At 71.1% G+C, this 23,845-nt stretch carries 26 protein-coding genes; all 26 read right to left on the minus strand.

The window, feature by feature from the left end; all coding sequences use genetic code 11:
* A partial coding sequence (locus ACFC0G_RS35385) for a collagen-like protein (RefSeq protein WP_376411781.1) occupies positions 1 to 688 on the minus strand: 688 nt, incomplete at its 3' end.
* Positions 685 to 984 (minus strand): hypothetical protein, encoded by a 300-nt coding sequence (locus ACFC0G_RS35390; protein WP_376411785.1) that lies wholly within the window; start codon positions 982 to 984, stop codon positions 685 to 687. The genes ACFC0G_RS35385 and ACFC0G_RS35390, both read right to left, overlap by 4 nt.
* A gap of 38 nt (positions 985 to 1,022) precedes the next feature.
* Complete coding sequence (locus tag ACFC0G_RS35395) at positions 1,023 to 1,382, minus strand: hypothetical protein (protein WP_376411787.1); 360 nt, start codon at positions 1,380 to 1,382, stop codon at positions 1,023 to 1,025.
* Positions 1,383 to 1,424: 42 nt separating this feature from the next.
* On the minus strand, positions 1,425 to 2,513 hold the full coding sequence (locus tag ACFC0G_RS35400; RefSeq protein WP_376411790.1) for a peptidoglycan-binding protein: 1,089 nt from the start codon (positions 2,511 to 2,513) through the stop codon (positions 1,425 to 1,427).
* Positions 2,513 to 2,641, minus strand: coding sequence for a hypothetical protein (locus tag ACFC0G_RS35405; protein ID WP_376411793.1), 129 nt, complete (start codon positions 2,639 to 2,641; stop codon positions 2,513 to 2,515). Before ACFC0G_RS35405 ends, ACFC0G_RS35400 begins: the two co-directional genes overlap by 1 nt.
* 146 nt (positions 2,642 to 2,787) lie before the next feature.
* Complete coding sequence (locus ACFC0G_RS35410) at positions 2,788 to 4,350, minus strand: hypothetical protein (protein ID WP_376411796.1); 1,563 nt, start codon at positions 4,348 to 4,350, stop codon at positions 2,788 to 2,790.
* Positions 4,347 to 5,447 (minus strand): hypothetical protein, encoded by a 1,101-nt coding sequence (locus ACFC0G_RS35415; protein WP_376411799.1) that lies wholly within the window; start codon positions 5,445 to 5,447, stop codon positions 4,347 to 4,349. The genes ACFC0G_RS35410 and ACFC0G_RS35415 overlap by 4 nt, the downstream gene beginning before the upstream one ends.
* Positions 5,444 to 6,379, minus strand: coding sequence for a hypothetical protein (locus ACFC0G_RS35420; protein ID WP_376411802.1), 936 nt, complete (start codon positions 6,377 to 6,379; stop codon positions 5,444 to 5,446). The genes ACFC0G_RS35415 and ACFC0G_RS35420 overlap by 4 nt, the downstream gene beginning before the upstream one ends.
* Positions 6,380 to 6,391: 12 nt before the next feature.
* Positions 6,392 to 7,294, minus strand: a complete 903-nt coding sequence (locus ACFC0G_RS35425; protein WP_376411805.1) for a hypothetical protein — start codon at positions 7,292 to 7,294, stop codon at positions 6,392 to 6,394.
* Positions 7,291 to 11,763 carry a hypothetical protein gene (locus tag ACFC0G_RS35430; RefSeq protein ID WP_376411807.1) on the minus strand — a complete coding sequence of 1,491 codons (4,473 nt, stop codon included), beginning with the start codon at positions 11,761 to 11,763 and terminating at the stop codon, positions 7,291 to 7,293. The genes ACFC0G_RS35425 and ACFC0G_RS35430 overlap by 4 nt, the downstream gene beginning before the upstream one ends.
* Positions 11,764 to 11,780: 17 nt before the next feature.
* On the minus strand, positions 11,781 to 12,260 hold the full coding sequence (locus ACFC0G_RS35435) for a hypothetical protein (protein ID WP_376411810.1): 480 nt from the start codon (positions 12,258 to 12,260) through the stop codon (positions 11,781 to 11,783).
* Entirely contained in the window at positions 12,176 to 12,703 is a 528-nt protein-coding gene (locus ACFC0G_RS35440; protein WP_376411813.1) for a hypothetical protein, read from the minus strand. The genes ACFC0G_RS35435 and ACFC0G_RS35440 overlap by 85 nt, the downstream gene beginning before the upstream one ends.
* A gap of 104 nt (positions 12,704 to 12,807) precedes the next feature.
* Positions 12,808 to 13,596, minus strand: coding sequence for a hypothetical protein (locus ACFC0G_RS35445; RefSeq protein ID WP_376411816.1), 789 nt, complete (start codon positions 13,594 to 13,596; stop codon positions 12,808 to 12,810).
* 100 nt (positions 13,597 to 13,696) lie between these two features.
* Positions 13,697 to 14,146: a hypothetical protein gene (locus ACFC0G_RS35450; RefSeq protein WP_376411818.1), complete on the minus strand. Its 450-nt coding sequence runs from the start codon at positions 14,144 to 14,146 to the stop codon at positions 13,697 to 13,699.
* Positions 14,143 to 14,529 (minus strand): hypothetical protein, encoded by a 387-nt coding sequence (locus tag ACFC0G_RS35455; protein WP_376411820.1) that lies wholly within the window; start codon positions 14,527 to 14,529, stop codon positions 14,143 to 14,145. The genes ACFC0G_RS35450 and ACFC0G_RS35455 overlap by 4 nt, the downstream gene beginning before the upstream one ends.
* A complete protein-coding gene (locus tag ACFC0G_RS35460; RefSeq protein WP_376411823.1) occupies positions 14,526 to 14,975 on the minus strand; it encodes a DUF6093 family protein in 450 nt (149 codons plus the stop codon). Before ACFC0G_RS35460 ends, ACFC0G_RS35455 begins: the two co-directional genes overlap by 4 nt.
* Entirely contained in the window at positions 14,975 to 15,361 is a 387-nt protein-coding gene (locus ACFC0G_RS35465) for a hypothetical protein (protein ID WP_376411826.1), read from the minus strand. Before ACFC0G_RS35465 ends, ACFC0G_RS35460 begins: the two co-directional genes overlap by 1 nt.
* A complete protein-coding gene (locus ACFC0G_RS35470; protein WP_376411829.1) occupies positions 15,358 to 15,699 on the minus strand; it encodes a hypothetical protein in 342 nt (113 codons plus the stop codon). The genes ACFC0G_RS35465 and ACFC0G_RS35470 overlap by 4 nt, the downstream gene beginning before the upstream one ends.
* A gap of 47 nt (positions 15,700 to 15,746) precedes the next feature.
* Positions 15,747 to 16,595, minus strand: a complete 849-nt coding sequence (locus ACFC0G_RS35475) for a hypothetical protein (protein WP_376411832.1) — start codon at positions 16,593 to 16,595, stop codon at positions 15,747 to 15,749.
* Positions 16,592 to 16,936 (minus strand): hypothetical protein, encoded by a 345-nt coding sequence (locus ACFC0G_RS35480; protein WP_376411835.1) that lies wholly within the window; start codon positions 16,934 to 16,936, stop codon positions 16,592 to 16,594. Before ACFC0G_RS35480 ends, ACFC0G_RS35475 begins: the two co-directional genes overlap by 4 nt.
* Positions 16,937 to 17,059: 123 nt before the next feature.
* Positions 17,060 to 17,398, minus strand: coding sequence for a hypothetical protein (locus tag ACFC0G_RS35485; RefSeq protein ID WP_376411838.1), 339 nt, complete (start codon positions 17,396 to 17,398; stop codon positions 17,060 to 17,062).
* The gene (locus ACFC0G_RS35490; RefSeq protein ID WP_376411841.1) at positions 17,398 to 18,447 is read right to left on the minus strand and encodes a major capsid protein; all 1,050 of its coding nucleotides are present in this window, start codon (positions 18,445 to 18,447) and stop codon (positions 17,398 to 17,400) included. The genes ACFC0G_RS35485 and ACFC0G_RS35490 overlap by 1 nt, the downstream gene beginning before the upstream one ends.
* Before the next feature lie 21 nt (positions 18,448 to 18,468).
* On the minus strand, positions 18,469 to 19,209 hold the full coding sequence (locus ACFC0G_RS35495) for a hypothetical protein (protein ID WP_376411844.1): 741 nt from the start codon (positions 19,207 to 19,209) through the stop codon (positions 18,469 to 18,471).
* Between the two features lie 111 nt (positions 19,210 to 19,320).
* Positions 19,321 to 20,091, minus strand: a complete 771-nt coding sequence (locus ACFC0G_RS35500; protein WP_376411847.1) for a hypothetical protein — start codon at positions 20,089 to 20,091, stop codon at positions 19,321 to 19,323.
* Between the two features lie 62 nt (positions 20,092 to 20,153).
* Complete coding sequence (locus tag ACFC0G_RS35505; protein ID WP_376411850.1) at positions 20,154 to 22,022, minus strand: hypothetical protein; 1,869 nt, start codon at positions 22,020 to 22,022, stop codon at positions 20,154 to 20,156.
* 682 nt (positions 22,023 to 22,704) lie between these two features.
* Positions 22,705 to 23,778: a PhlD gene (locus tag ACFC0G_RS35510; protein ID WP_376411853.1), complete on the minus strand. Its 1,074-nt coding sequence runs from the start codon at positions 23,776 to 23,778 to the stop codon at positions 22,705 to 22,707.
* Positions 23,779 to 23,845 lie beyond the last annotated feature (67 nt).

Consider the following 23,845-nt stretch of genomic DNA (forward strand, 5'->3'; position numbering starts at 1 on the left):
CGGCGGTGGGGGTGCAGGTGTAACGGGGGGCTGTCGGGTCGAAGCCGGTGGCGGGGGTGCAGGTGTAGGTGACGCCCTGGGGGTCGGTGTATGTCCATCCGGCCGGCGGGCGCCCGTCGGTGCCGTTGGTTCCGTCTCGGCCGGGGGCGCCGTCTTTCCCGTTGATGCCGTCCTTGCCGTTCGCGCCGTCCTCGCCGTCCTGGCCTGGGACGCCGTTGGAGCCGTCCTTCCCGTCGACGCCGTCGGCGCCGTCACGGCCGGGGGCGCCCGTGGGACCGGTGACACCGGGCTGTCCGGCTGGCCCGGTTCGCCCGGGAGAGGGGGTGGGAGCGGCTTGTCCGGGGTCTCCCTTGTCGCCCTTCTCTCCCTTGTCGCCCTTCGGGCCGGGGATCGGTACGGGGACGGCCGCGCGGTCGGGCAGGTTGTCGACGGCGGCGGTCGGGTCGGGAGCCACCGGTGTCTTGCCGTCGGCCTCGAGCTGGGTGCGGAGCTTTCGGACGTCGGTGGCGAGCGTGGTGACGGCGTTGCCGCGGAGGTCTGCCTCGGCTGCGAGGTCGGCGGCGCGGCGGTCGCTGCTGTCGATACGGGCCCAGAGGATGGCGGCGATCCCGAAGAGCGCGACGAGGGCGCACACGGTGGCGAGGCCACGCCAGCGCGCGGCCAGGAACCGCTCGGTGCGGCTGCTCATCCGGGATCTCCTCCGAGTTGCATGATGATCAGGCGTAGGCGGGCGATCTCCGCCTGGTCCACGGCCCGGCCTACGGTTGCGGCGGCCAGCGCGCCCCGTAGCTCGACGTTCTCTTCCTTCAGGAGCGTCCGCTCCTCCTTCAGGCTCGAGCGCTCCTCCTGGAGCTCGTCGGTCAGCGTGCTCAGGCTGTTCAGGGACAGCTCCCCGCGCTTGCCCACGTAAGCCACCACGGCGGTCGCCAGCACGCCGATGAGAGCCAGTAGGGCTCCCACCAGCGTGACGGTGGTCGGGTCCATTCACGAGGTCCAGTCCATGTGCGTGGGGGTGATGGAGGTCAGACGGTCGGCAGGGGGCTCTTAGCCGGGACCCTGGCAGTGACCTGGGTGCGGTCCCACATGCCGACGGCGATGGTGACGGCGGTCATGACGACGGCCTGCTTCTCGGTGGACCAGTCGAGGCCGTAGCCGATCGAGAGGGCGAGTGCGGACTGGGCGAGGCCGACGATCGCGACGCCGAGGCCGTCGTGGACGGCGAGCGCGATGAGGATGCCCATGGCCGCCGCCGCGATCGCGTTGACCGCGGCCTGGACCTCCGGGGAGGCCTGCCAGCCGAACGCGGCGGCGAGCTTGACGAGGATGGCGACGAGCGACAGCCAGGCCGCCGGTTCACGGCCGAGGAAAAGCGGGGTACGCACAGAGGTCTCCTTCACGAGGGTGTGCGGGGTGAGGGTTGAGGGTCAGAGCTGCTTGGGGACGCGCAGGGCGTCCCACGTCTTCTGGCCGGGGATGCCGTCCGCGGCCGCGCCGGAGAAGCCGCGCTTCTGCTGCCAGCGGCGGTACGACGCGCGGTCGGCGTTAGTCCAGTGCGGGCCGGGCCCGTCGGTGTAGGCGGAGCAGCCCTCGGCGACGAGGCGGCGTCCCATGGCGCTGATGATCGGGGAACGCCGGCCGGAGCTGAAGAAGCCGGCGCCGGGGAACGGCTCGTACTTCGGGGTGGCCGGGGCCTTGGCCGGGAGGGTGCCGAGGAGCTTCTTCAGGCTCTGCTCGCCGGGGACGCCGTCGGCGGCCGCGCCCGTCAGACCGAGCTTGGCCTGCCACTTCGCGTAGGAGCGGGTGTCGGCGTCACTCCATTCCGGGCCGGGGCCGGTCTTGTACGCGGAGCAGCCGGCCTTCACGAGGGCCTGGCCGACCTTGGTGATGTGGGTGCCGGTGGCGCCGTAGCCGTACTTCAGGCCGTTGATGGTGACCTGGTAGCGGGCCGAGGTGGTCGTGCCGGTGCCGGTGGACGGCTTCCCGCCGCCGGTGCTGCCGCCGGGGGCGGGCTTCTTGCCCACGATCACAGCGGCGCGCTTCACGATCTCGTCAAGCTGGGCCACGACCTTCGGTCCCGGGCAGTCGGGGTGGTTGCCCCATGCCTTGCCGCCCATGCCGTGCCAGCCGAGGCCTCTGTCGTCGGGCCCGGTGGAGCGTCGGAGGGGGACGTTGTCGTACGTCTGGTGGACCCAGGCGAAGATCTCGGCGTTGCGATCGATCTGCTGCTCGGTGAGCGCCTGTCCGCCGCGGCCTTCGTTCTCCGACGACAGCCAGGTCCGGTTGCCGTTGCCTTGGGCCCATGCGCGATCGGCCGTATCGACCCACTGGAGGAGCTGGCCGTCACGGCCGGTGCCCCAGTGGGAGGAGGCCTCCGAGACGGGGTTGCGGAACCAGGAGTCGGTGCCCATGAGGGTGCCGGCCATGATGTGCACGACGAGGCCGCGGACTTCTTCCTGGCCGCCCTTGCGGAAGTTCGGGACGGGGCGCCAGATGGCGCCCGGCATGCGGGCCATCAGACGTCACCTCGGCCGGCGAGGTCGTCGTCGGTGGCCATGTGGCTGACCTGGTCTTCGGGCGGCGTGTCCCCGTCGTGAACGGGAAGGTCGGCCGAGTCGTTCTCGGTGTTCGCGGTGGCGGGCATGCCAGGCTCCTTGTCCCCATGCCGGTGGTGTGGTCGGCGCGCACCTGCGTGGTGCGGTCCCTCGGGGGTTGGAGCGGAGGGCGGAGGGTCGCCCTGTGATCAGCGTAGGGGTGGGGTGGCGGATCGTTCCCTCTGCTCCCCTGGCGTCAGACGGCTCGGGCCGACGGGTAGTCCGTGGCGAGCCCGATGTCCTGGACGTCGATCCAGGCGGGGTTGGAGGCGTTGGCGACCAGCTGGACGTTGCCGGTGCCAGTGGTGCGGAGGACCGTGCCAATGAGCACTGCTGTGATGTTCGAGGCGGTGGTGTTGGTGACGACCTGCGACATGTCCATCAGGACGTGCTGGTTGGCGACGGGTATCTGGTAGCTGTTGATCGAGTCGACGAGGGAGACGCCGCTTCCGCCGATGGAGCCGCGCCAGACTCGGCAGCGGACGATGTCGTTGGCCACGGAGGAGAGCAGCAGGCCGTGGTAGGTGATGCGGTAGGCCCGGCCGGCGGTGAAGGTGAGGCTGGGGGTGGTGATGGCCGCGATTTCGGTGGTGGTCGTGGTGCTGGTGCTGGTCTGGAGTCCGGTGAAGGACTTCCGGCCTCGGCCTTGGTCGACCCCGCCGACTTGAATGGTGTCGTCGACGAAGAGGCTGCCGTTCGTGCTGAGCCCGACGGGGAAGTCGGGGTGAGAGGAGAAGCCGAAGCGCTTCTCGCGGCCGTCGACCCATTCGAAGGTGTCGCCGGTCAGCATCAGCTCGCCGTACCCGTTGGGCAGGTCGGGTTGCTGAATCCATACGCTCCACTGTCCGAGCTGCGTGTCGCCGTCGGCGGAGAAGGCGTGCATCTTGGTTTCGGAGCCGGAACCCCACCCGGTGGTGAGGTAGAACTCGCCCTGGTCGTTTTCGGTTCCGCCGCCGCCGATCAGGCGCATGGCGGCGCTGGATCCGGCTGCGCCGGCTGTGGGTGACCAGAGGATGAGTTGCGGTCTGGGGTGTCCGGCATCGCTGTTGACGGAGGCGAGGAGTTCGCCGGGCTCGGTTTCCGTTGCGACGCCGGAGTACATCTGGACGGCGTTGGTGCCGGGGGTTCCGGAGGGGGCGATGACGATGCGCTGGCCGGTGGCGGCGGTACGGAGGGTGGCGCCGGTGATCGTCTTGCCGTCGATGGCGTCGGCGGCGAGCTTGGTGCCGGTGATGATGCCGTCGGCGACGTCGTCGGCGACGATCATCGCGGGGGCGATCGGCCCGTTCTGTGTGGAGGGGGCGGAGGCGGTTCCTGAGGTGGTGCGGGTGAGGAGTCGTACGTACACCGGGGTGGCGGTGGGGATGACGACGATGCCGCCCTGAGGGGTTTCGACCGTGCCGACCAGGGTGGCGGAGGTCGGGGTGAAGCCGGCGCCTGCGGCGGCGTGGACCTCGATGCGGGCGAAGTCCAGGGGCACGCTGGTGCCGCCGACGAGCTGGCCGTCCCACTCGGCTGCGACGCCGCCGACGACGGAGGCGACGAGCGGGGTGGTGGGCGCTGCCGGGGTGGGGCCGTTGACGACGTTGACGGCGGTGGTGCCGTCGCCCTGCTGGCCGACGAGCGCGCGCAGGGATCCCGCGTCGTCGCGGACCTCGAGGGCGGTGTCGTCGATGGCGGCCGCCCCTAGGCGGGAAGCCCTTTCGACGGCGGTGATCCGGGCCTTCAGTCGCTGGATTTCGGTGCCGAGGTCGGTCACGTGGTGCCTCCGTACTGGAAGGAGTCAGCGGGTGCGAGATGGACGGTGGCCTGGGGGCCGCCGGGGCTGTCGGGTCGAGTGGTCCAGCCGGTGATGCGGCACCAGCCGGTGTAGGACGTCCACGCGTTGTGGATGCGGACGTAGATGTCGTCGCCGACCTGCCAGGATCCGAGGGGAGCGGCGGGGTGGTCACGGACGATGACCTCGGCGACGTGGCCGAGTTTCTGCCTGCGGACACGCTCGCGGGCGGCGCGGGAGGCGAGGACGTCGTTGGCCTTGATGTCGGGCAGGTCGAGGACGTGCTCCAGGCGAAGCCGGCCATCGCGTACGGCGGAGGTCTGGCGCCTCTTCGCGGAGCCGTCGCCCTGCCCGGAGGCGATGACGACCTGGGCGTAGTCGTCGCCGGCGAGGACGATCTCGGGGTCGTCGAGGACGTTGACGCCGGAGGCAAAGCTGATGTCGGTGCGGCGGGCGCCGAGGCGGGGCCAGCCGATCCGGATCCGCTTGACGACCTCGGTGCGCCCGGTGTTCCAGGTGGTGGTGCAGGTGTAGTCGGGGGTGGCGTCGCCGTCGGCCATCTCGTCGAACTTCTCGCCGAGGTTCGGGGTCTCCCACGCATTGAGCTTGTACGGGTCGGCGGGCGTGCCGACGGTGGAGGTGGACGTGGTGGAGTCGACGAGGACGTTCAGGTTGCCGTCGAGGACGGATTGGGCGTAGGCCCAGATGTCGCGCATGACCTTGGTGCGGTCGGCGTAGGTGTAGGGGCCGCGAGCGTTCAGTTGGCCGTGGAGGTCGTGGCGGCGGTGGAGGTAGGACGACCAGGAGGCGGCCTCGATGCTGAGGGTGCTGCCGCGGGGGCGTGCGTCCCAGATGAGGCCGCCCCAGGTGATCTGACCGGCCTCTTCGACGTAGATGCAGGTGGTGCCGGGGTCGACGAGGCGGACGGCTTGCGGGGCGAGCTTGGGGGTGAGGGTGCCGGTGAGGGAGCCGGGGCCGGACAGTTCGGGGCCGTACTCCAGGTCCTGGAGGGGAAGGGTGTGGGTGAGCCACTCCCCCGTCAGGACGTGCTGGGTGAGGATCCGCCGGTCGGCTGTCACCGGGGGGCCTCCTCGAACTCGATGTTCGTGATGAGCGTGGAGGAGGAGTCGACGATCATCGTTCCGGCGTTGCCGGGGAAGCAGCGGGCGCGGGCGCGCAGCAGCTGGGTGGTGCCGCGGTATCCGGCAGGGATGGTGAGGGTGTCGCCCATCAGGTGGGTGTAGCGCCTGACGTTGGTTTGGTTGTCGTCGACTCCGACGGCTTCGACGATGAGGGAGGCGCCGAAGGTCGCGGAGATGTCGCCGTAGACGGCGGCCGCGGACAGGCGCAGGCCGCCGATGTCGAGGCGGATGCGAGCGGTGGACGCCCAGGTGGGGACGGCGATGTTCCAGCCGGCGGCGGTGGAGAAGTAGGAGTAGGTGGAGGCGGTGCCGCCGATGGCGGTGGAGGTCCCGGATGGGGTCTGGGTGAGCTGGCGGGCCTCGCGGCGGGGGTTCGCGATCTTCCGTACGTCCTTCACCATCGCGTTCGTGATTGTCGCGGTGGAGGCGGGGATGTCGATGCGTGCGAGGGGGATCCCGGTGCGGCCGTCGGGGATCGTGGTGGCGCTGGACGACACGTTGGGGATGACCTGGAAGTAGCAGACCGGGTCGGTCTCGGGGTCGAGGGTGCCCTCGTACTGGGGGTCCTCGACGCGGATGATGACGAGGTCGGAGCGGGGGGAGCCGGCGGTGGGGGCGATGGCGATCGTGTCGGCGCCGACGTTGCACACCGCGTACGACCCCTGGAACGTGTTCGCGCGGCCGCGGACGATACCGCTGCCGTCGCCGATCTGGACGCCGCCGCCGGGCGTGGACAGCTGGGCGACCTTCAAGTCGTCGCCCTGGGTGATTCCTTCCGATCCGAGAGACAGGTCCCGCACGAGCATGCGGAAGACCTCGGCGGGGTGGGTGGCGCCGTTGACGAGGATGGGCGCGGGGTACAGGGACATGGTCGCGTCTCCTCAGAGGGCGGTGTAGGCGTCGCGCCAGGTCAGGCGCAGTCGGGCGGTGTTGGTGGAGTCGAAGGCGGTCCAGCGCATCTCGGACTGGCCGGGTGGCAGGGAGAACTGGTCGATGCGGGAGGCCGGGGCGAGGGCGGAGAGGGCGTTGCCGCCGTTCTCGCGGGTGATGGTGCGGTAGCCGGGCCGGGTGTCGATGTCGACCCACTGGCCGGCGGTGAGGGTGAGGGTGGGCAGCTGGAGGGTGCGGCCGGTGGGGACGTGGGTGACGGTGACCTGCGTGCACGGGCCGGTGATCCGGATGACCGGCCACGTGTCGGTCGTGCCGGCGTTGGTAACCCAGCCGGGCCGGTCGGCGGCGACGGTGCCGTCCTGGACGTAGACGGGTGCGACGACGGGGGCGGCGAACCCGCCGCCGGTGAGCCAGCCGAGGGGGATCTCGGCGACGGTTTCGGTGTCGGCGTACCAGAGAGGGTCGGTGGCCACGAACTCGATGTCGCAGGGGATGAACCCGTGGACGGCGCGGGTGACGTCGGCGTCGACGCGCCGCAGCCGGCCATGCAGTCGCTTCACGGGGCGGCCGGGCCACGCGATCCGCAGGGCCTGAGTGGCACCCGCGGTGAGGCGTACGGCGGCGGTGTGGGAGGGCTGCTGGAGGGCGGCGAGCATGTCGAGGGCGGCGGCGCGGTCGCCGGGGGTGCGGATCGCGGCGTCGATCTGGACGGGGCGGGCGGCGTAGTAGTCGGGTCCGGGCCAGGCGCCGTCCAGGGAGGGCTGGTCGGCGTCGTTGTCGCGGACGGGGGGCCGGCCGAGGCCGGTGATGTCGCGGACCTGGACGGCCGTGTCGGCGCCGATGACGACGCCGGCGAGGTCGAGCTGGCCTGTGGTGAGGGTGGGGTCGGTCATCGGGCTGCCATTCCCCCTCGGCGCGCGCGGCGCTGCTGGCGGTCGATCTCGGCGGCGATGTCGTACGCGGTGGCGCCCGAGCGGACCGTGGAGACGGTGATGTTGGTGTCGCCGGCGCTGCCGGGCAGGACGACGATCTGCTGTGAGGCGCGGGCGTCGGTGAGGCCGACGCCCATGCGGCGGGCGGCCTCGGCGAGGACCGGCATCGCGCGGGCGCGTTTGTGGGCGCCGAGCGGGATGTACGCCTCGCCGCCGGTGCTGGCCTCGGCGAAGGTGACGGCGCCGCCGCGGGTGGAGTAGATCCCTTCGCGGATGCCGCCGTTGGCGTAAGCCAGTCCCTTGTTCGCGCGGGCCAGGTCGGACAGGAACCGGGTGGCGCGGGTGCCGAGCGAGGTCTTGAGCTGGGCGTTCGCCTTGTTGGCGAGGGTGATGATCTCGTCCTCGCCCAGGCCGGTGGCCTCGGCGACGGCGTGGATGCCGGTCTTGGAAGTCTTCACCGCGGCGATGACCCGCAGGAGGGTGCCGAGTTCGTCCTGGGAGAGCTGCGCGCCGTTGGTGCGGGCCGCCTTGTTCGCGGTGTCGGCCTTCTTCTTGTCCTTGACGGCGTCGGCGGCCAGCTTGACGGCGGCATCGTCGCCCTGGGCGGCGAGCATGCCGGCGAGGTCGGCGTAGCCCATGCTGGCGAGCTTGGTCAGGTTCTTCTGGAAGTCGCCGTTCGTCTTGTTCGCCGCGTTGAGCTGGGTGGTGAAGTCCGTGAGGGACGCCTTCGCGGCGGGGCCGAGCTTGCGCAGGTTGTTGAGGATCTCGGTGAACTGCTTGCTGGTGGCGCCGGCGAGCGAGGCGACGAGGGAGGCGCCTTCCTCGCCGAGGTCGCGGAGCATGCCGATGACGTCGCCGCCGCCCCGAGACGCGATCTTCTTCAGGTTCGTCTCCCAGGCCGCGTTGGCCTTGACGGCGTCCTGGAGGGTTTTGGCCCAGTCGGTCAGGGAGAACTGCTGGCGGTATCGGGCCTCGGCCTTCGTCGCGGCTTCCGTGGCGGTGGTCAGGGTGCGGCGGGAGACGGCGACCTGTCGTTCGGCGGCTTCGATCTCGGCGCGGGTGGACCGCTTGCTGCTGCGGGCCTGGCGGAGCCGGGCCTCGGCGATGCGGAGCCGGTCCACGGCGTTCGCCTGGTTGCGGAGCGCCTTGTTGTAGTCGTCGCGGGTGATCGGCTGGTGGGCGGCGGTGTACCGGTCCTGCACGGCGCCGGCGTCACGGCGCGGGGCGAGCGGGCTGGTGGGGGCATAGACGAAACCGCCAGAGGCGAAGTGCTGGACGGGTGCGCCGGGGACGAGGCCGCCTTCGGCGAAGCGCATGGTGGTGCCGTAGCGGCCCCATGCGTTGAGGGCCTTGATGGTGCCGGCGCTGCCCAGGCCGGTGGCGCGGCCGAGCTTGAGGACGGTCTCGGGTACGAGGACGCCTTCGCCTTCGGAGAGCATTGCGGGGACGGTGTCGCGGCGGGGCGCGTAGCCGGGGACGAACAGGCCGTTCGCCGCGTGGACGATGCCGCCGTTCGCGTACTTCGACAAGTTCCCTTCGCCCTGCTGGGGGCGGCCGAGGATGTTCTCGGTGACGGTGCGGCGGACGGTGGTGACGGTGATGGTGCGGTCGGACAGGGCATCGCGGGCGGCCTTGACGTTGGCAAGACCGGACAGGGCCTGGCCCGTGACGGCAGTGACCTTCACTTGCCCGTCGGGGAGCTGCTCGGTCTTGTAGCCGAGGTCGCCAAGGAGTGCCATGGCGTCCTTGGTGAGTGCGGTGACCGTGACGGACTTCGCGTCGGGGGTGGCCTCGATCTTCGCGATGACCTCGTTGAGGCCGGCGAGGGCGTCCTCGCGGTCCATCTCGACCCGCGTCTCCTTCTCGTCGGGGATGTCGAGGATGGACTGGGCAAGCTGCTCGGCCTGGGCTTTCGTCAGTCCCATGGCGTCGCCCAGCTTGATGATCTCCGCGCGGCCGCGGTCGTAGATGGCGTTGACCTCTGCCCAGGGGGCGCCCGACGCGCGTGCGGCAGCCGTGGCCTCGTCGGTCTTCGTGCCGAGTTCCTGAAGTGCGGCGGCAGCGTCGCGCGCTTTCTGGCTGTTCAGGTCGAGCTTGCCGCCGGTCATGGTGAGTGCGCCGGCGTTCTTCTTGGCCGCTTCGGCTGCGTCGTCGATAGCCTGCTCGAAGCCGATCATGCCGCCGAGCGCGGCCCGGTTGACGTCGTTGAGGGCTTGGATCGACTGCCGCAGCCCGTCCGCCGACAGCTTCTGCGCGTCGAGCTTCGACTTGGTCTCCAGCGCCTGGGCTCCGAAGACGCCCATGGAGCGGGCCGTGAGCTCCTGCTCGGCCTTCAGGCCTGCGAGCGCGGCCTGGTACTCAGGGAAGACGGCCGCGATGTCCTTCGTGGAGTATCCGGCTTCGGTGAGTGCCTGGGTGAACTGCTTGTACCGTTCGGCGGCGAGGTCGGCGTGGCCGGAGGTGGCGAGGGAGGCCATGGCCTCGTCGAGGGCGGTGAAGTCGTCCTTCAGTGCGTCGAGGGACTGGTCGCCCTGGATGAGGGTGTTCACCTTCTTCCCGAGCCAGTCGATGGCGTTTCCGGCCGGCACGAAGTCGAGGACCTTCTTGACCTCGTCCATGGCCTTGACCTGTGCGTTGAGCAGGCCCAGGGACTTGGTGAGGCCGTCCATGTCGCCGAAGGTCTTGGCGAGCTCGCCGGAGAACTTCCCGGCCTTGCCGAGGTCCTTCAGCGACGTCGTGAGCCGGTCGATGTCCGGCGGCGCGCCCTTGGCCTCGTCGGCGAGGTGGTTGATGGCCATGACGGCGACGGTCAGGACGGCGAGGACGACGGAGGCCCGCTGCATCAGGGTGAGCTGCTGGGTGACGCCGGCGATGGCGGAGGCGACGCCGCCGAAGCGGGCGGCCCGTACGAAGCGGGAGGTGTTGGTGGCGAGGGTGCCCATGATCGGGGCGACGGCGCCGACGGCGAGCCCGGCGAGCTGGATGGCCTTGAACGCGAAGGCGACTTGGAGCAGCGCGGACAGCATTTCGGTGGGGATGGCGTTGATGAGCTTCGCGAAGGTGTTGACGACGGTGAGCATGCTGACGCCGACGTCGGAGGCGGCCGCGAGGAGCTTGAGCAGGGCGTTGCCGAGTTCACCGATCGTCTCGGCGACTGCGGGGCCGTTGGCGCGGGCGTAGGCGAAGAACTCGCGGAGGTTGCCGCCGATCTCGCCGGTGTCGAGGCCGCGGGCGAGCCGGACGACGCCGGCGTTGGCCCGGGCGAGCGTCTCGACGGCGAAGACGCTGAAGTCGTCCATGAAGCGGCCGAACGCCTCGGTCTCCAGGCCTCCGGCGAGGATGGTGGTGAACCGGTCGACCTCCTTCGCGGCGCCCTTGGCCAGCGGTCGTGTCCGGTCCAGGAGGCGGGAGAAGATGCCCATCGCCTTGGTGGCGACGGGCATGGTGTCGCCGGCCAGGCTGTCGGAGAAGTCGTTGTAGTGGTCGGTGAGGACCTCGTACGCGGCGGCGGCCTCGCGGGTCGCGGGCGGCATGTCCTCCAGGACGCGGACCCGGGCCATGTCCGCCTCGGCTGCTTCCGGGGAGGTGCGGCCGTGTTCGCGGACCGCGTCGTCGTACGCGGTCTGCGCTTCGGCGGCTTCGGTGAGCGCCTTGATCTGCCCGGCGATCGCGGCGCCGAACACGCCGATTCCGACGCCGGCGGCCCCGAGTCCGGCCGCGATCGGGGCGATGGACGCGGCGATCGGGAGGAGTGCGGTGGCGAGCGCCGCGGCGACGACGAGGAGCTGCTTGCTGCTGCTGGTGGCCGAGGTGGTGGCCTGGGCAGTGGAGTTCAGCGCGCCTTGCAGCCCGCCCAGGCCGCGGCCCACATGGTCGAGGTTGTTGTTGAGGCCGTTCATGGCCGCGGCCAGGGTGATGGCGCGGCCCTGGAGCGTGTCCAGACGGTCGTCGGCGGTGCGGGCGGCGTTGTTGAGGGTCCGTACGCCACTGGCGGCGATGCGGGCGCGGGCGCCCAGGTCGTCGAACGAGGCGGCCGTGCGCCTGGCGCGGTTGCGGAGGATCTGCAGCGCGCGGGCGGTGTCCTGCGCGGCTTCCTGGACCTGACGGAGCGCGCCGGCGGCGGTGCCGGTCTGGTCGTCGAGGCGTACGGCGATGCGGATGTCGTCGTCGAGGGAGCTGAGGCGCCGTTCGACCTGGTCGATCTCGCGGGCCAGGTCCCGCATGTGGCTGGCGGTGCGCGACGCCTGGGAGCCGAGCCGGCCCAGGCGCTGGCGGGCGCCGTTCGAGGTCCGGCCCAGGCCCGCGACGGCGTACTGGGCGTCGCGGGCGGCGTCGCCGAGGTCGCGGGCGTGGCCGGCGTTGTCGCGGAGGGTCTGGGCGAGGTGGCGGCCGCGGCCGCGCAGGTCGACCGACAGATTCCACTGGGCCATCGCGCCTGCCTCCTCGTCTACTCGTCGGTGTCTTCGTCGCGCCGGGTGGGGCGCAGGGCCTTTTGTGCGTCGAGCGCGGCCTTGACCGCGGCGGGCTGCAGGCCGACTTTCAGCCCGTGCGTGTCGATGCCGGTCTTGGAGAGCTCGTCCTGCTTGTCGGCGATGACCTGGCAGCCGACGCACCGCTGGACCGTGACCTCGAAGGCGTCTTCCTCGCCGTCTTGGCCGTGGTCCCAGTCGTCGTGGCGGGTGCCGCACTGCGAGCAGACGGTGAGCTGGTAGTCCCGGTAGGCGCGGGCTTTCTCGCGGTCTCGGGGTGTCCAGCGGCCGTCGCCGGCGCCGAGGAACTGGGAGTGGGGGATGCCCCAGCGGTCGCACAGCTCGAGATCGGCGCGCAGGTGGTCATCGTGGATCAGCCTTTTCCCAGGTCCGCGCGGGTGGTGTCCTGGATGTCCCAGGCGGCGTGGAACAGCTGGGTGGCTTCGCCTTCGGCCCATTCGGTGAGGAAGGTGCGGGCGTCGTCGACGGTGAGGCCGTCGAGGGACGCGGTGGAGATCAGCTCGGGTCCGAGGGTCTCGACGTTGAAGGGGTGTCCGTCCTCGGCCTGCGCTTCGGTCGGCGGGTGGGCGAGCTTCAGCTCCTCGAACAGGGTCCGGGGCAGGGCCTGGAAGGTGAGGACGATCGCCACGTCGTCGAACGTGGCCTGCGCGGCGGCGAGGGCTACCTCGGCTGCGGCGAGCTGGTCGGGTTCGCCGGTGAGCTGCGCGCGGGCGTGGCGCTGGCGGGCCTCGGCGAGGCGCCGGCGGGCGGTGTCGTCGTCGCAGATCGTGAGGATCGCGGTGGGCCGGGTGCGGGCGCGGAGCTTGGCCAGGGTGGCCGTCCAGTGCGCGTCCTGCGCGACCGCGGCCAGCGGCGGGGTGGGGGCGGGGGTCTTGGGCATGAGGGCGATCTCCGGAGTGGGGTGGGAAGGGGGTCCCGGCCGGACGCTTGGCGTCCCTTCCCGAACGCGTCGCGCCCGGCCGGGAGATGAGGGGGTGGGGTGGATCAGCCGCCGGGCGTGGTCGTGGTGACCGCGACCGCCGGGGTGGTGCCGCCGGTGAGGGAGCCGGTGGCGGTCATCTCGGCGACGTTCTGGCCGTCGTACTGGCCGCCGAAGGCGACCGTGACCGGCGTGCCGGGCAGCGCGCCGCCCGCGCAGACGACGTCGCCCGGGTTGACGTTGCTCAGACCCTCGAGGGCCGCCGTCACGGCGGCCGCGGCCGCGTTGTAGGCGATCGCGGCGGTGGTCTGCCCGGAGAAGGTGAGGGTGAACGTGCCGCCGGTCGGCGTGCCGGTGATGGTGATCGTCTGGACCTCGTCGGCACCTGCGGCCGGGACCTCGGAGTCGAGGACCGGGGTGTCGGTGATGGAGAACCGGGCGGTCCACTTCGCGGCCTCGTTGTCCACGGTGATCTGCGAGGACTTCGACGCGACACGGACCGGGTAGATGTCCATGGACGGGGAGGCCGGCACGTCGCCCTTGCGGAGGATGACGACGAAGCCCGTGGTCCCCTTGGCGAGCGCCAGCTCCAGGGTGTTGCTGGTGTCGTCCTCGTAGAACGTGAGCGAGGAGTCGGCGGCCTGGTCGTCCCCCGGAATCTTCGACGTGAAGGTCGACTCCAGGTCCGGGGTCTCGATCTCCTGGTTCTCCAAGGCGAAGCCTTCGACCTCGGCGATCTGCTTGGTCAGCTTCGTCGCGCCGGTCAGCTCGGCGCGGGTGGGCAGGTAGTTGGTGTCGGCGATCGTCTCGAGGAACAGGATCTTCGTGACGCCCTTGCGGGAGAAACGCGGCATGGTGGGGACCCCTTGATGCGTACGGCTGTGTGGCGGCCACCGATGTGGAGTGGCGTCCGCGTGGGGTCCCGCCGCGGTGCGGTGTGGGCCTGACCGAAAGTCAGGCGGGGGTCAGGTCGAGCCTGAACCGCTGCACATTGTTGATGATGGCATCGGATGAGTCGGTTGATCCCCCCGGTTCGTTGTCGAGGCTGCGGTCGAAGACCTTCGCGCCGGCGACGGTGATGGGGTGGAGCCACAGGCCGGTGCCGGGGTCGCGGGCGAGGAACGCGGCGCGGGCCTTGTCGGCGAGCCATTCGGCCTGGTCGGCGTCGGCGTGCGAGCCGGGCTTGCTGGGCGCCGGTCCGGAGACGGCGGTGACCTGGTAGACGACGCTCAGGTCTTCGCTCTCGTCGGCGAGCGGCGCTCCGGAGACGGTGGTGGAGACGACGGTGAGCAGGTAGTACGGCGGCTCGGCCCCGACCGGGATCGCGCCGTGGCCGACGGGCTTCCCGGACGCGGCCGCGAGCATGGCGACGACGGCCTGGGTGACGAGGCGGCGCTCGATCATTCGAATGCCTCCTCGACGGCGTGCCGCATTCTGGCCTTCAGCGTGTCCTCCATGACGGGAATGGCGGGTCCGACGTGGGGGAATGCCGGTTGATCGTAGAAGCGGCCGATGGAGTCGTAGCCGTGGAAGCCGTACTCCAGGCGCCGGCCCTGCGGCTGGCGGGTGCCGATGGTGCACTCGGCGCCGTAGGGGATGCGGCGGCCGTCGGGCTCCCAGGAGGAGCGGTAGACGCCGGTGATGACGTTCGGTCCCGGTCGGCCGGATGCGTTCGCGCGGATGTGCCCGATGCCGATCATCGCGGTGTGGGCGACGCCGTTGGCGATGAGGTCGGGGAGACGGTCTGCGGCGGCCTCGAGGCGGTCGGCGAGTTCGTCCGGGGTCATGGGGTGGTCCGGGGACTGTGGTTCTGGTCGAGGGCGGTGCGGCGGACGACTTCGACGGTGGATGCCTGCCCGCGGTCGGCGGCGAGCCACGTCCGGCCGATGAGGGAGGTGCGGGAGGGGTCGTGGACTGCGGTGACGTCGACGAGCGCACCCTCGGGTGGGATGGGGGCGGTGAGGGGGGTGATCAGGACGTACGCGGACCGGTTCTGTTGGATCCAAGGGCGGGACTCGTCGGGGGTGACGGAGCGGCCGATGGCGATCGAGAAGGGCACGACGGCGCCAGGGCCTTCGTAGAGGACAGGCCGCTCGGGGTAGACGAGGTCGCCAGTGTCCGGGTCGAGGACGGCTTCGGTGGGGGCGGCGCCGCGGACGCGGACGGTGTCGACGCACAGGTTGCCCTCGATCCAGCGGGTGGCGCCGGCGAGTGCCTTGTCGAGGCCGGCCATCAGCCGGCCGCCTTGCCGAGGGCGTAGTCGGCGAGCTGGGCCAGCAGGGCCCGGGTCAACTCGTGACGGGTGCCGTCGAGGTCGTCACGGTTGAGGGCCGTGCTCTCGAGGGCCGCGGCGTCCACGCTGCGGAGGAAGGCAGCGATGGCCGGGCCCGGATCGGCCTGCTCGGCAACGGCGACACGGGCGAGACCCTGCCACTGCACGTGGTTGGGCTGCCGGGTGTGGAGGATCAACGTGGGGAGCGCGACTGCGACGTCGTGCTCCAAGACGTACCCGGTGACCTGGTCAATCGGGAGAGGTCTCCCGTCTACTCGGATCTCGGCCCGGCCGGGCTGGGCATCGATCTGTACACCGTGCGTGCTCGGCTCGATGGGGGTGCTCATGCCGAGGCCTCCGGATCGGGCTCCAGTTCCACCTTCTGGCGGACCGCGCGCTGGATCACCATGGCGGTGGTCGAGTCACGAGGGTCGGCGTACCGGTGTCCCGTCTCATCGAGGTGGAACTCGCTGAAGCAGATAACTTGGTGCCGCTTCCTGCCCTGGTAGATCCGCCCTTCGACGGTGATGGGCCTGCTCGAGCACACGTCCTTCGGGTCGATTCCGTTGGCCTTCAGCCAGGCACACACCCGCAGGCGCTGCTCCTCACTGATCTCGGCATTACCGCTGACGACCGTGGTGATGAAGCTGTCGATGGGATTCGGCACCAAGGTGATTCGGGTCATGGCGGGCGGCTCTTCGTCGGTCTCGGAGGCGTTGTGTGTGATGGGCATCAGAAGGGGCCTCCGAAGGCGTAGTCGGGGCGGGAGATGACGTCGGGGCGGGGCAGGAAGGAGCGGCGGCAGTGCGGGTGCGCGACGGGGTGGGCGAGCGCGTCCTGGACGGTGCGCAGGGAGCCGTCGGCCTCGTCGCCGTCCTTGTGGGAGGTCCATCCGCAGCCCGGCCCATCGCGGACCTCTATCCAGTCAGCACCGACCTCGTCCGCAGTCGTGCGGAGCAGGCCGGTGTTGGCGGTGGTGTAGGTCTGCCAGGAGAGCGCGGCGTGCGCCCAGGCGGCGGCGGGGTGGCGGGTGTTGCCGGCGTAGATGACGGTGTCGAGGGGGTGGTCGTGCAGGAGCGTGGCGCGTCCTGGCCAGCGGGTGGGGTGGAGGCGGTCGACGCGGCCGCGGGCGGCGGCGAGCGCGTCGCGGAGGAAGGCTCGGGCGCGGCGTACGGACTCGCGGATCCGGTTGGTGAGGTCGGTGTAGTACTGCGCGGACACCGCGGTGATGGTGGCCTGGTGGCGCCCGGTCCACGTCCACTCCCCCGGGTCGCGGCCGGCGAGGGTGAGGGCTTCGGCGCCGCCAGCGCGGTAGGCGGTGGGCAGGTCGGTCGCGGCCCAGCGTTCGACGAAGCCCATGGCCGCGCGGTCGAAGGCGGCGATGGCCCGCGTGAACGCTTCGCTGGCGGCGCGGATGGCGGCCTGGGCGGTGCGGCCGGGCCGGATGCGGGCGAGGACGGTGAGCAGTGTCTGCTGGGCGCGGGTGAGGATCCGCCAGGCGGCCGCGAGTTGGTCGGTGGCGGTGGTGATGAGGGCGAGGAGCCGGGTGCGCAGGGAGCGGCGCCGGGTGGGGGTGGTCATCGGCGGGGCCGCTCGACGAGCTGGATGACGCCGTAGCCGTCCGGGACGCCGTCGTCGGGCCCGCCGGTGCCGGGGTCGTCGGGGGCCGGCGGCTCGCCGTTCTCCATCGCTTCGATCTGCCGCTCGATGGCCTTGATGTTCTCCGAGAAGGACAGCGACACGACGCCGGAGACCGACAGGGTGCTCGGCTGGTCGTGAACGAGCGCCGCGAGACGCTCGCGAAGGACCTCGAGAGCGACGGCGCGCGCGGTGCCGAGGCGGGCGTAGCGGGTGTCGAGGTCGGCGAGGTCGGTGCTGGTGCCGAGCTGCGAGATGAGCCAGGCGCGTACGGCGGCGTCCATGCGGCTCCTCCGGGTGGCGTGTTCGGGTGGGAAGGGGGTGCGGGTACGGGCCCGGCTGCGGCGCCCCCACCGAGGGGCCGGGCCCGTACACCGCGGTGACCGCCGTGCCCTCGGGGCGGTCAGCTAGTTGGCGGCCGGCTTGCGGGAGGCCGTCTTACGCGCGGGCTTCGCCTCGGCCAGGGCCGCGGGTTCGTCCTGCGTGTTCTCAGGGGTCGATTCGGTGGTCTCGGCGTCGGCGTCCGGCTCCTGGCCGTCATCGCCGTCAGTGGCACCGATGTCCCCCTCGCCCTGCCCGTCGACCGCGTCCGCGCCCGCGAGATCGGGGAGGACGCCGTCCTCCCAGGCGGCCTCGTTGGTGATGAGGGCGGCGAGGTGTGGTGCGGGTTCCTCGCCGGGCTGGAGGACGATGGGGCGCCGGGTCTCCGGGTCGGTCAGGTGGACCGCCGCGATGAGCCGGGCCATCAGTCGAGCACCGTGGCGGTGATGTGGATGTCGGGCGTGTAGAGCACCGGCATGCCGACGGCCGCGCCGCGGGTGTAGACCTGGACCGGGTTGTCCTCGACCTTGGTGACGATGACGATGCCGGGGGCCTGTTCGGCGGTCAGGGCCGGGTTGGAGCCGGTAGAGAGCTGGATCCCCTCAGCGGTCAGGCCGTACTGGGTCTCGCCCCACTGGCTGGCGGACACCCCCGGGATCATGCACCACAGGTTGTCGGGCAGGACGCGGACGAAGTTGCCCTCGTCGTCATAGACCTGCACGTCGTACTCGCGGATCGGCGGGAGGTTGTAGCGGGCGCGGACGGCGTTGACCTGGTCGGGGGCGAGCATCGCGGTGGGCGTGGTCCCCCCGATCGGAGTGTTGTAGTAGGACGCGCGGTATTCCTGGTTGGAGGCCAGGTTGGAGCGGGCGCGGCGGGAGGTGACGACCTCGCGGGGGCGGGGGGCTCCGATGGACTGGAGGTAGTCCAGCCAGGCCAGCTCGTCGGTGAGCGGGGTGGCGCTGGCCTGGTCCCACTTGACGGCGGCGGTGGGCCGGTTCGCGGACGGGACGTTCCAGTTGACGTCGAGGCCGAGGCCGGGCAGGGGGACGACGCCGCTGGCGAGGAGCTTGCCGGCGGCGATCTCCTGGGAGGTCTTGATGGCCTCGAAGTGGCGCTCGATGTCGTCGTAGAGCTTCTCGATGAACTCGGCGGTGTCGGAGCCGTGCGAGATGTTGAAGAGGATGGTCTCCATCTCGCTGATCGGGAGGGTCTGGCCGAGCGGCGGGAGCAGGCCCTCGTTGACGACACGGGAGGCGTGCCGGGTGGCGAGCGCGGTCGGCGCGTCGTAGCTGCGGAACTTCGCGGCGTTGACGCGGCGCTTGCTGCTGGAGGTGCGGAACTTGATGTTGTTGATGTTCCGCTCGGGGAAGATGCTGCGGGTCAGCTCGTAGTCCTCGCGCGTGGTGAGCTCACGGGCGAAGGCGTTGATCTCTGCGGCGTCGAGTTCCCGCAGGAGCAGGTCGAGGTCCATGGTGGCGTTCTCCTGGGGGTCTTAGCGCCAGTGGATGAAGGCGGTGGTGGACGCGACGTCGTCGGCGTCCATGGGGATGGGGAGCTTGGAGGCGTAGACCTCTGCCTGCCAGAGCAGGACGCCGCCGCACTTGGTGGAGCCGGGCGAGAAGAAGGTCTCGTCGAGGAGGAAGCCGGCAAGGACCTGGGTTCCGTCCGAGGCGCTGGCGGCGCCGCCCGCGGTGGGCGTGGCGATGGTGACGCCGGGGGTCGATCCGCCGGTGAGGGAGGCGGTCGCGGTCATCGCGGCGACGTCCTCGCCGAGGTACTGGCCGGCGAAGGCGACGGACATGGCCGTGCCCGGGTGTGGGCCGCCGGTGACGGTGACGTCGCCGACGTTGATGTTCGACAGCGCCTCGAGGGCGGTCTTCACCTGGGCGGCGGTGGCGTTGTACGGGATCGCGGCGGTGGTCTGGCCGCTCCACGTCAGGGTGTAGGTGCCGCCGGTCGGGGAGCCGGTGACGGTGACGCTCTGGACCTCGGAGGTCGGTCCGGAGTACGGGGCGTACAGGCCGGACGCGGTGACCTTGCCGAGGGGCAGGCCGCTCTTGAGGACGTTGCGTCCCTGGAGGAAGGTGCCCTTGTCGTAGTGGACGCCCTCGACGAACTTCGTGAGGTCCAGGGCGATGGTGTTGCCGTCGTTGGTGCCGACCAGGGAGGCGAGCCAGGGGCGGCCGGAGGTTGCCGTCTCGTTCAGGACGGTCATGGGCTGGAAGTCGTTCACGACCTCGCTCCTCATGTCACGGGGGTGGTGCGTGTCCTGCTGCACCGGGTGGTGCGCGTCCACGAGGAGCGGGCGTGGTCCCTGGCGTGTGTGCCGCGCGGGGCGGCGGGGTTATGCGGCTTGGCGGTGGCCGCGGGCCTGCGCGATGGCGCGGCCGCGGTCTCCCGGCTTGCCGTTGGGTGCCTGTCGGGCCGGCGGGTTCCCTGCGGGGGCGCCGCCGGGGGCCGGGGGGAGCGGCGGCGTCGGGGCGGGCGCGGCAGTGCCGAACAGCTCGGGCCGGCGGGCCTTGAGCGCGGTAGCGGCTTCCTCGACGGCCTTGGCCTCGGAGGTGTCGGTGAGGGAGATCTGGAGGAGTGCGAGGGCGTCGGCGAGGTCGGCGCCGGTGGCGCCGAGCCCGACGAGCGCGGAACGGCGGTCGGCCTCACGCTGCGCGGCCGCGGCGGCCTGCTCCCGAGCGGCGACCTGCGCTTCGCGCTCGTCGAGGGCGACCTGCCGCTTCTGCTCCTCGGTGAGGGCGTCCTGCTGCGCTTGGCGGGCGGCGGCGATGAACGTCTTGGCGTCCTCGACGTTGGTGAAGCCGTGCTCGGCCGCGAAGTCCTCGAGGGCCTGGCGGGCGCCGGCCCGCTTGCCCTGGTCCTTCTCGCGGGCGGCGAGCGCGTTCAGGTCGTCCTGGCTCATCGTCACCTGAGTGGTGACGGGCGGGGGTCCGGGCTTCGGCGCCGGGTCCGGGTTGCCGCCGCCGGCGGGCGGGGTCGGCGGGTTCGCCGGGTCGGGGGTGCCGCCGGAGTTGTAGAAGACCGCGAGGGCCTCGACGCCGGCGTATGGGCGGGACCAGGTCGCGGCGTGCTGCTGGAGCGCGGCGTTCTGCGCGGGGCGACGCATGAGGGCACAACCTCCCAAGGAGAATTCAGGCCCCGCGCCTTGATCCAAGGAGAGCACACGTCTCACGCTTCGTTCCCCCCGCTCCCCTGGGCCGGGTCTTCCTCGGCGTCCTCGGCCGGATCGCCGGCAGCCGGCAGCTGGACGACGGGGGGCTTCGGGTCGGGTTCGATGTCGAGGCCGAGGTAGTCGCCGACAGCGTCGGTGGAGCCGGTGGCGTCGGCGAGGAAGCGGGCCTGCTCGAAGCGGCGGGACTGGATTTGGGTGATCTCGGCTTCGATGTCGTCGATGGGCCAGCCGGACTCGCGGAGCATACGGACGGCGGTCTCGAGAGACATGACGCCGGCACCGAAGGCCTCGGTGACCTGGGTAAGGACGGCGGCCTTGTCGGTGGGGGTGTACGGCCCGAAGGCGTACTCGGCAGGCAGCGGGGTGATACCGGTCCAGTCGGGGTGCTGGCCGGCGATGTGGAGGCGCTGCACGAACTTCAGGAGCAGCCGGTACTTGTGGTCGCGGGCGAGACGCATGGCGCCGATGAGGGCGTCGAGGGGGCCGAGGGAGATCTCCAGGGCGTAGCCGGAGGGGACCTTGGAGGGGTCGGTGGTGCCGAGGGCGACGGCGGGCAGGCGGGCGACGGTGGCCGCGCGGTCGGCGAGGTGCTCGGCGTGGTTGCGGAGCTCGGCGAGCATCGGGGAGGTGTCGAGGACGTCCATGCGGCCGTTCTCTCCCACCTCGATCACCTTGCCGGGGGCGATGGCCAGGGTGGACTGCTTGTTGGAGGCGGGACGTCCGGAGATGGTGAGGAGGGGCGAGCCGGTGGTGGCGGAGGCCTTGCTGCTGTCGGTGTCGGTGCCGGCGATCTCGTCGAAGATCTGCAGGGGCTTGAGCAGGGACGACTGGCCCCAGTGCTCTTCGGCCTCGGGGACCGTGTTGGGGACGTGGATCAGCGGGATGAAGTCGACGTAGAGGTCGAGGCGGTCGAGGACTTCGCCGTCGGCGCCGGTGCCGTAGCGGGCATCGGTGAGGGGGAGGTTGTCGACGTCGTGGGGGCCCTTGAGGTCTTCCAGGTTCCAGGTGGCGTCGGTCAGGTAGCAGGTGTAGGGGGTCGGTTCGTCGTTCCACGGGTACTGGCGGACGATCGCGCCGCTGGTGGGGTCGATGGTGTCGCCGCGGCCGAGGGCGGGCTGGGCGGGGGTGTCGTCGGTGGCTTCGGTGAGGACGGGCGCGCGGACGGGCCGCCCTTCGGGGGTGATGCCGGAGGCGGTGGCGGGTCCGATCCAGCCGAGCTCGTAGGTGATGCGGCGCAGCCGGGGCTTGAGGTCGCGGGCCTTGTCCTCGGGGAGTTCCCAGGCGAGGTGGACGCGGGTGGGGAAGTCGGCGTCGCCGTCCTCGGGGAGGACGGGGAAGTAGAAGCCGGGGTCGTAGACGCGGCAGCGGGCACGGCGCTTGGCCGGGTCCCAGGCCAGGAGGTAGACGCCGTCTCCGAGAGAGACGGCCTTCCGTTCGCACTGGACGACGCGCATGGTGAGGAGTTCGTCCTCGGCCCAGGTGGTGAGGAGCTCCTCGACGCGGGCGGCGGCCGCGGCTTCGGCGGACTGCTGGCCGTCGGCCTGTTCGGCGCCGGGGACGACGATGCGCTGCTCGCGGCCGAGGAGGTGGGCGAGGACGGCCTCGATGTACATGGAGGGGTCGCCGAACTCGCGGCGTTCGCGGGCGGCCGGGCCGTCGCGGAACTCGGCGAGCTCGCCGGCCTGGTTGTTGTCGTAGGCGGCAAGCAGCTTGTACGCCGCGAGGCGACGTTCGTCGGCGGCCGGGACCCAGGTCGCGGCGGCTTCGGGGAACGCGCGGCGGTGCGGCATGCCTCGGTCGTCGCTGTAGATCGGCTTGAAGTTGAGCGCCGACCAGGCGTCGATGACGAGCTGCTTGAGGCCCACGGGGCACACCCCTCCGGTACAGGCCCCGCGCCTTGTGATCAGCGTAGCGGTGGACGCTCCAGGTCATCCCTATGAGCGGAGAGCGCAACTCCGTACCCCATTTACAGGAATCGGCCCGGATCCGCGTACGTCGGCTACTAGAGTTGCGAACTGCAGCACACGCTCAGTTACTTCGGCTCCCGCGCGCGGAGCCGAAGGGTGAAGCCCGGCAGCCAGTCGGATCCGAACTGAGGGTAGGAGTGCAAGTGCCGCACGAGGAAAAGCCGTCAGGACTTCAGCTGATGTTCCTCTTGGTCGCGTTGGCCCAGTTCCAGCTGGACCTGACCCAGTGGATCAGCGGCTGCTGACCTGACGGCCTCACACACACCAGCGTCCGACAACCAGTCGGGCGCTGGCCCCTTTTTGCTGGCCATCGGCCCCGTCGTAGGGGCAGCCGGCCAACCTAGCGCACTGGCTAGTGCGCTGGCTTGTGACGCCAATCTAGCAATCTGCGCAGATGAATGTCGGCGGCTCTACAGGATTCATGGGTAGTGATTCGGCGCTACCAATTCGTCATCCGGGTCACATACCAAAATCGGTAGGTGACCCAATCCGGCATTTCAGATCGCTCGTCGCGGTCATTCCGCGGCCACTGGAAGACCGTTTGGCCTGGTCAGCGGCCTGCGACAGAACGGTGCGAGGGTCAGGGCGTGTGCCAGGTGCCGCGTAGGGCGGCGGTGTTGAAGCCGGGGCCGTAGGCGATGACGACGCCGTGGGCGCCGTGCTCGGGCGGCTCGGCGTGGGTGCGTTCGAGGACGCGGAGGACGCTGACGCCGCCGAGGTTGCCTTCGTGGGCGAGGGTGGCGGTGGAGTGGCGGGTGTCGATGTCGTCGAGTCCGAGGGCGCGGCCGGTGTCGGTGATGATGCGGGGGCTTCCGGGGTGGATGGCGGCCCAGTCGACGGGCTGATGGGGGCCGATCCAGTCGAGGACGGTGGGCAGGACGTCGTCGGCGGCGGACAGGGCTTCCTTGGTGGAGTCGAAGTGGAAGCCGTCGGCGGCGATGCGGCCGCTGTAGCGGTCGAGGCTGTCGGGCAGGACGTACTCGAGGGTGTCGTCGGGGCCGGCGATGCGGAGGCCGGGGCCGAGGGGTTCGTCGGTGACGATGCAGGCGGCGGCGGAGTCGCCGAACAGTGCCTTGTAGATCATCGCCTCGATCGAGGTGTCGTTGTGGTTGTAGACCGAGGAAATAACTTCGGCGGCGACGACGAGGACCTTGGAGCCGGGGCGGGCGGTGACGAAGTCGACGGCCCGGATCAGGGCCTGGGTGCCGCCGGCGCACGCCATGGTCGTCAGTGCGATGCGGCGGACGGTGGGGCGGAGGCCGAGGGCCGGTATGAGCCGGATGTCCAGGTTGGGGACGGCCCAGCCGGTGGAGTGGGTGGTGATGATGCCGTCGATGTCGGCGTAGGAGCCGGGGGCCGGGCCGGGTGCGAGGCCGTTGGCGGTCAGGGCGTCCTTCGCCGCCCGGGTGGCCATCGCGAGGGCGTCGTCGAACGCGGCCTTCGACCGTTCCTCGATGGACGCGCCACCGGACACGGTGGGCGCGGTGAGTGGCCGGGTGAAGTAGCGGGACTCGACGCCGAGGTTTCCGATGGCACGCGGGATGACTCGGAGGCGAGGGTGCCCGGGGTGACGACCGACGATGTCGTCGATGATCTCGGCGGTCGTCACCTTGTGGGCGGGCAGGGTGGTGAAGGGGCGGGAGATGAAGGGCACGCTGGCCTCCGGCGCATGAGTGAGCGGCGTGGGGGTTCGGACAACGTACGACACATCCCGGCCAGGT

Source organism: Streptomyces sp. NPDC056169, assembly GCF_042268445.1.
Lineage (GTDB): Bacteria > Actinomycetota > Actinomycetes > Streptomycetales > Streptomycetaceae > Streptomyces.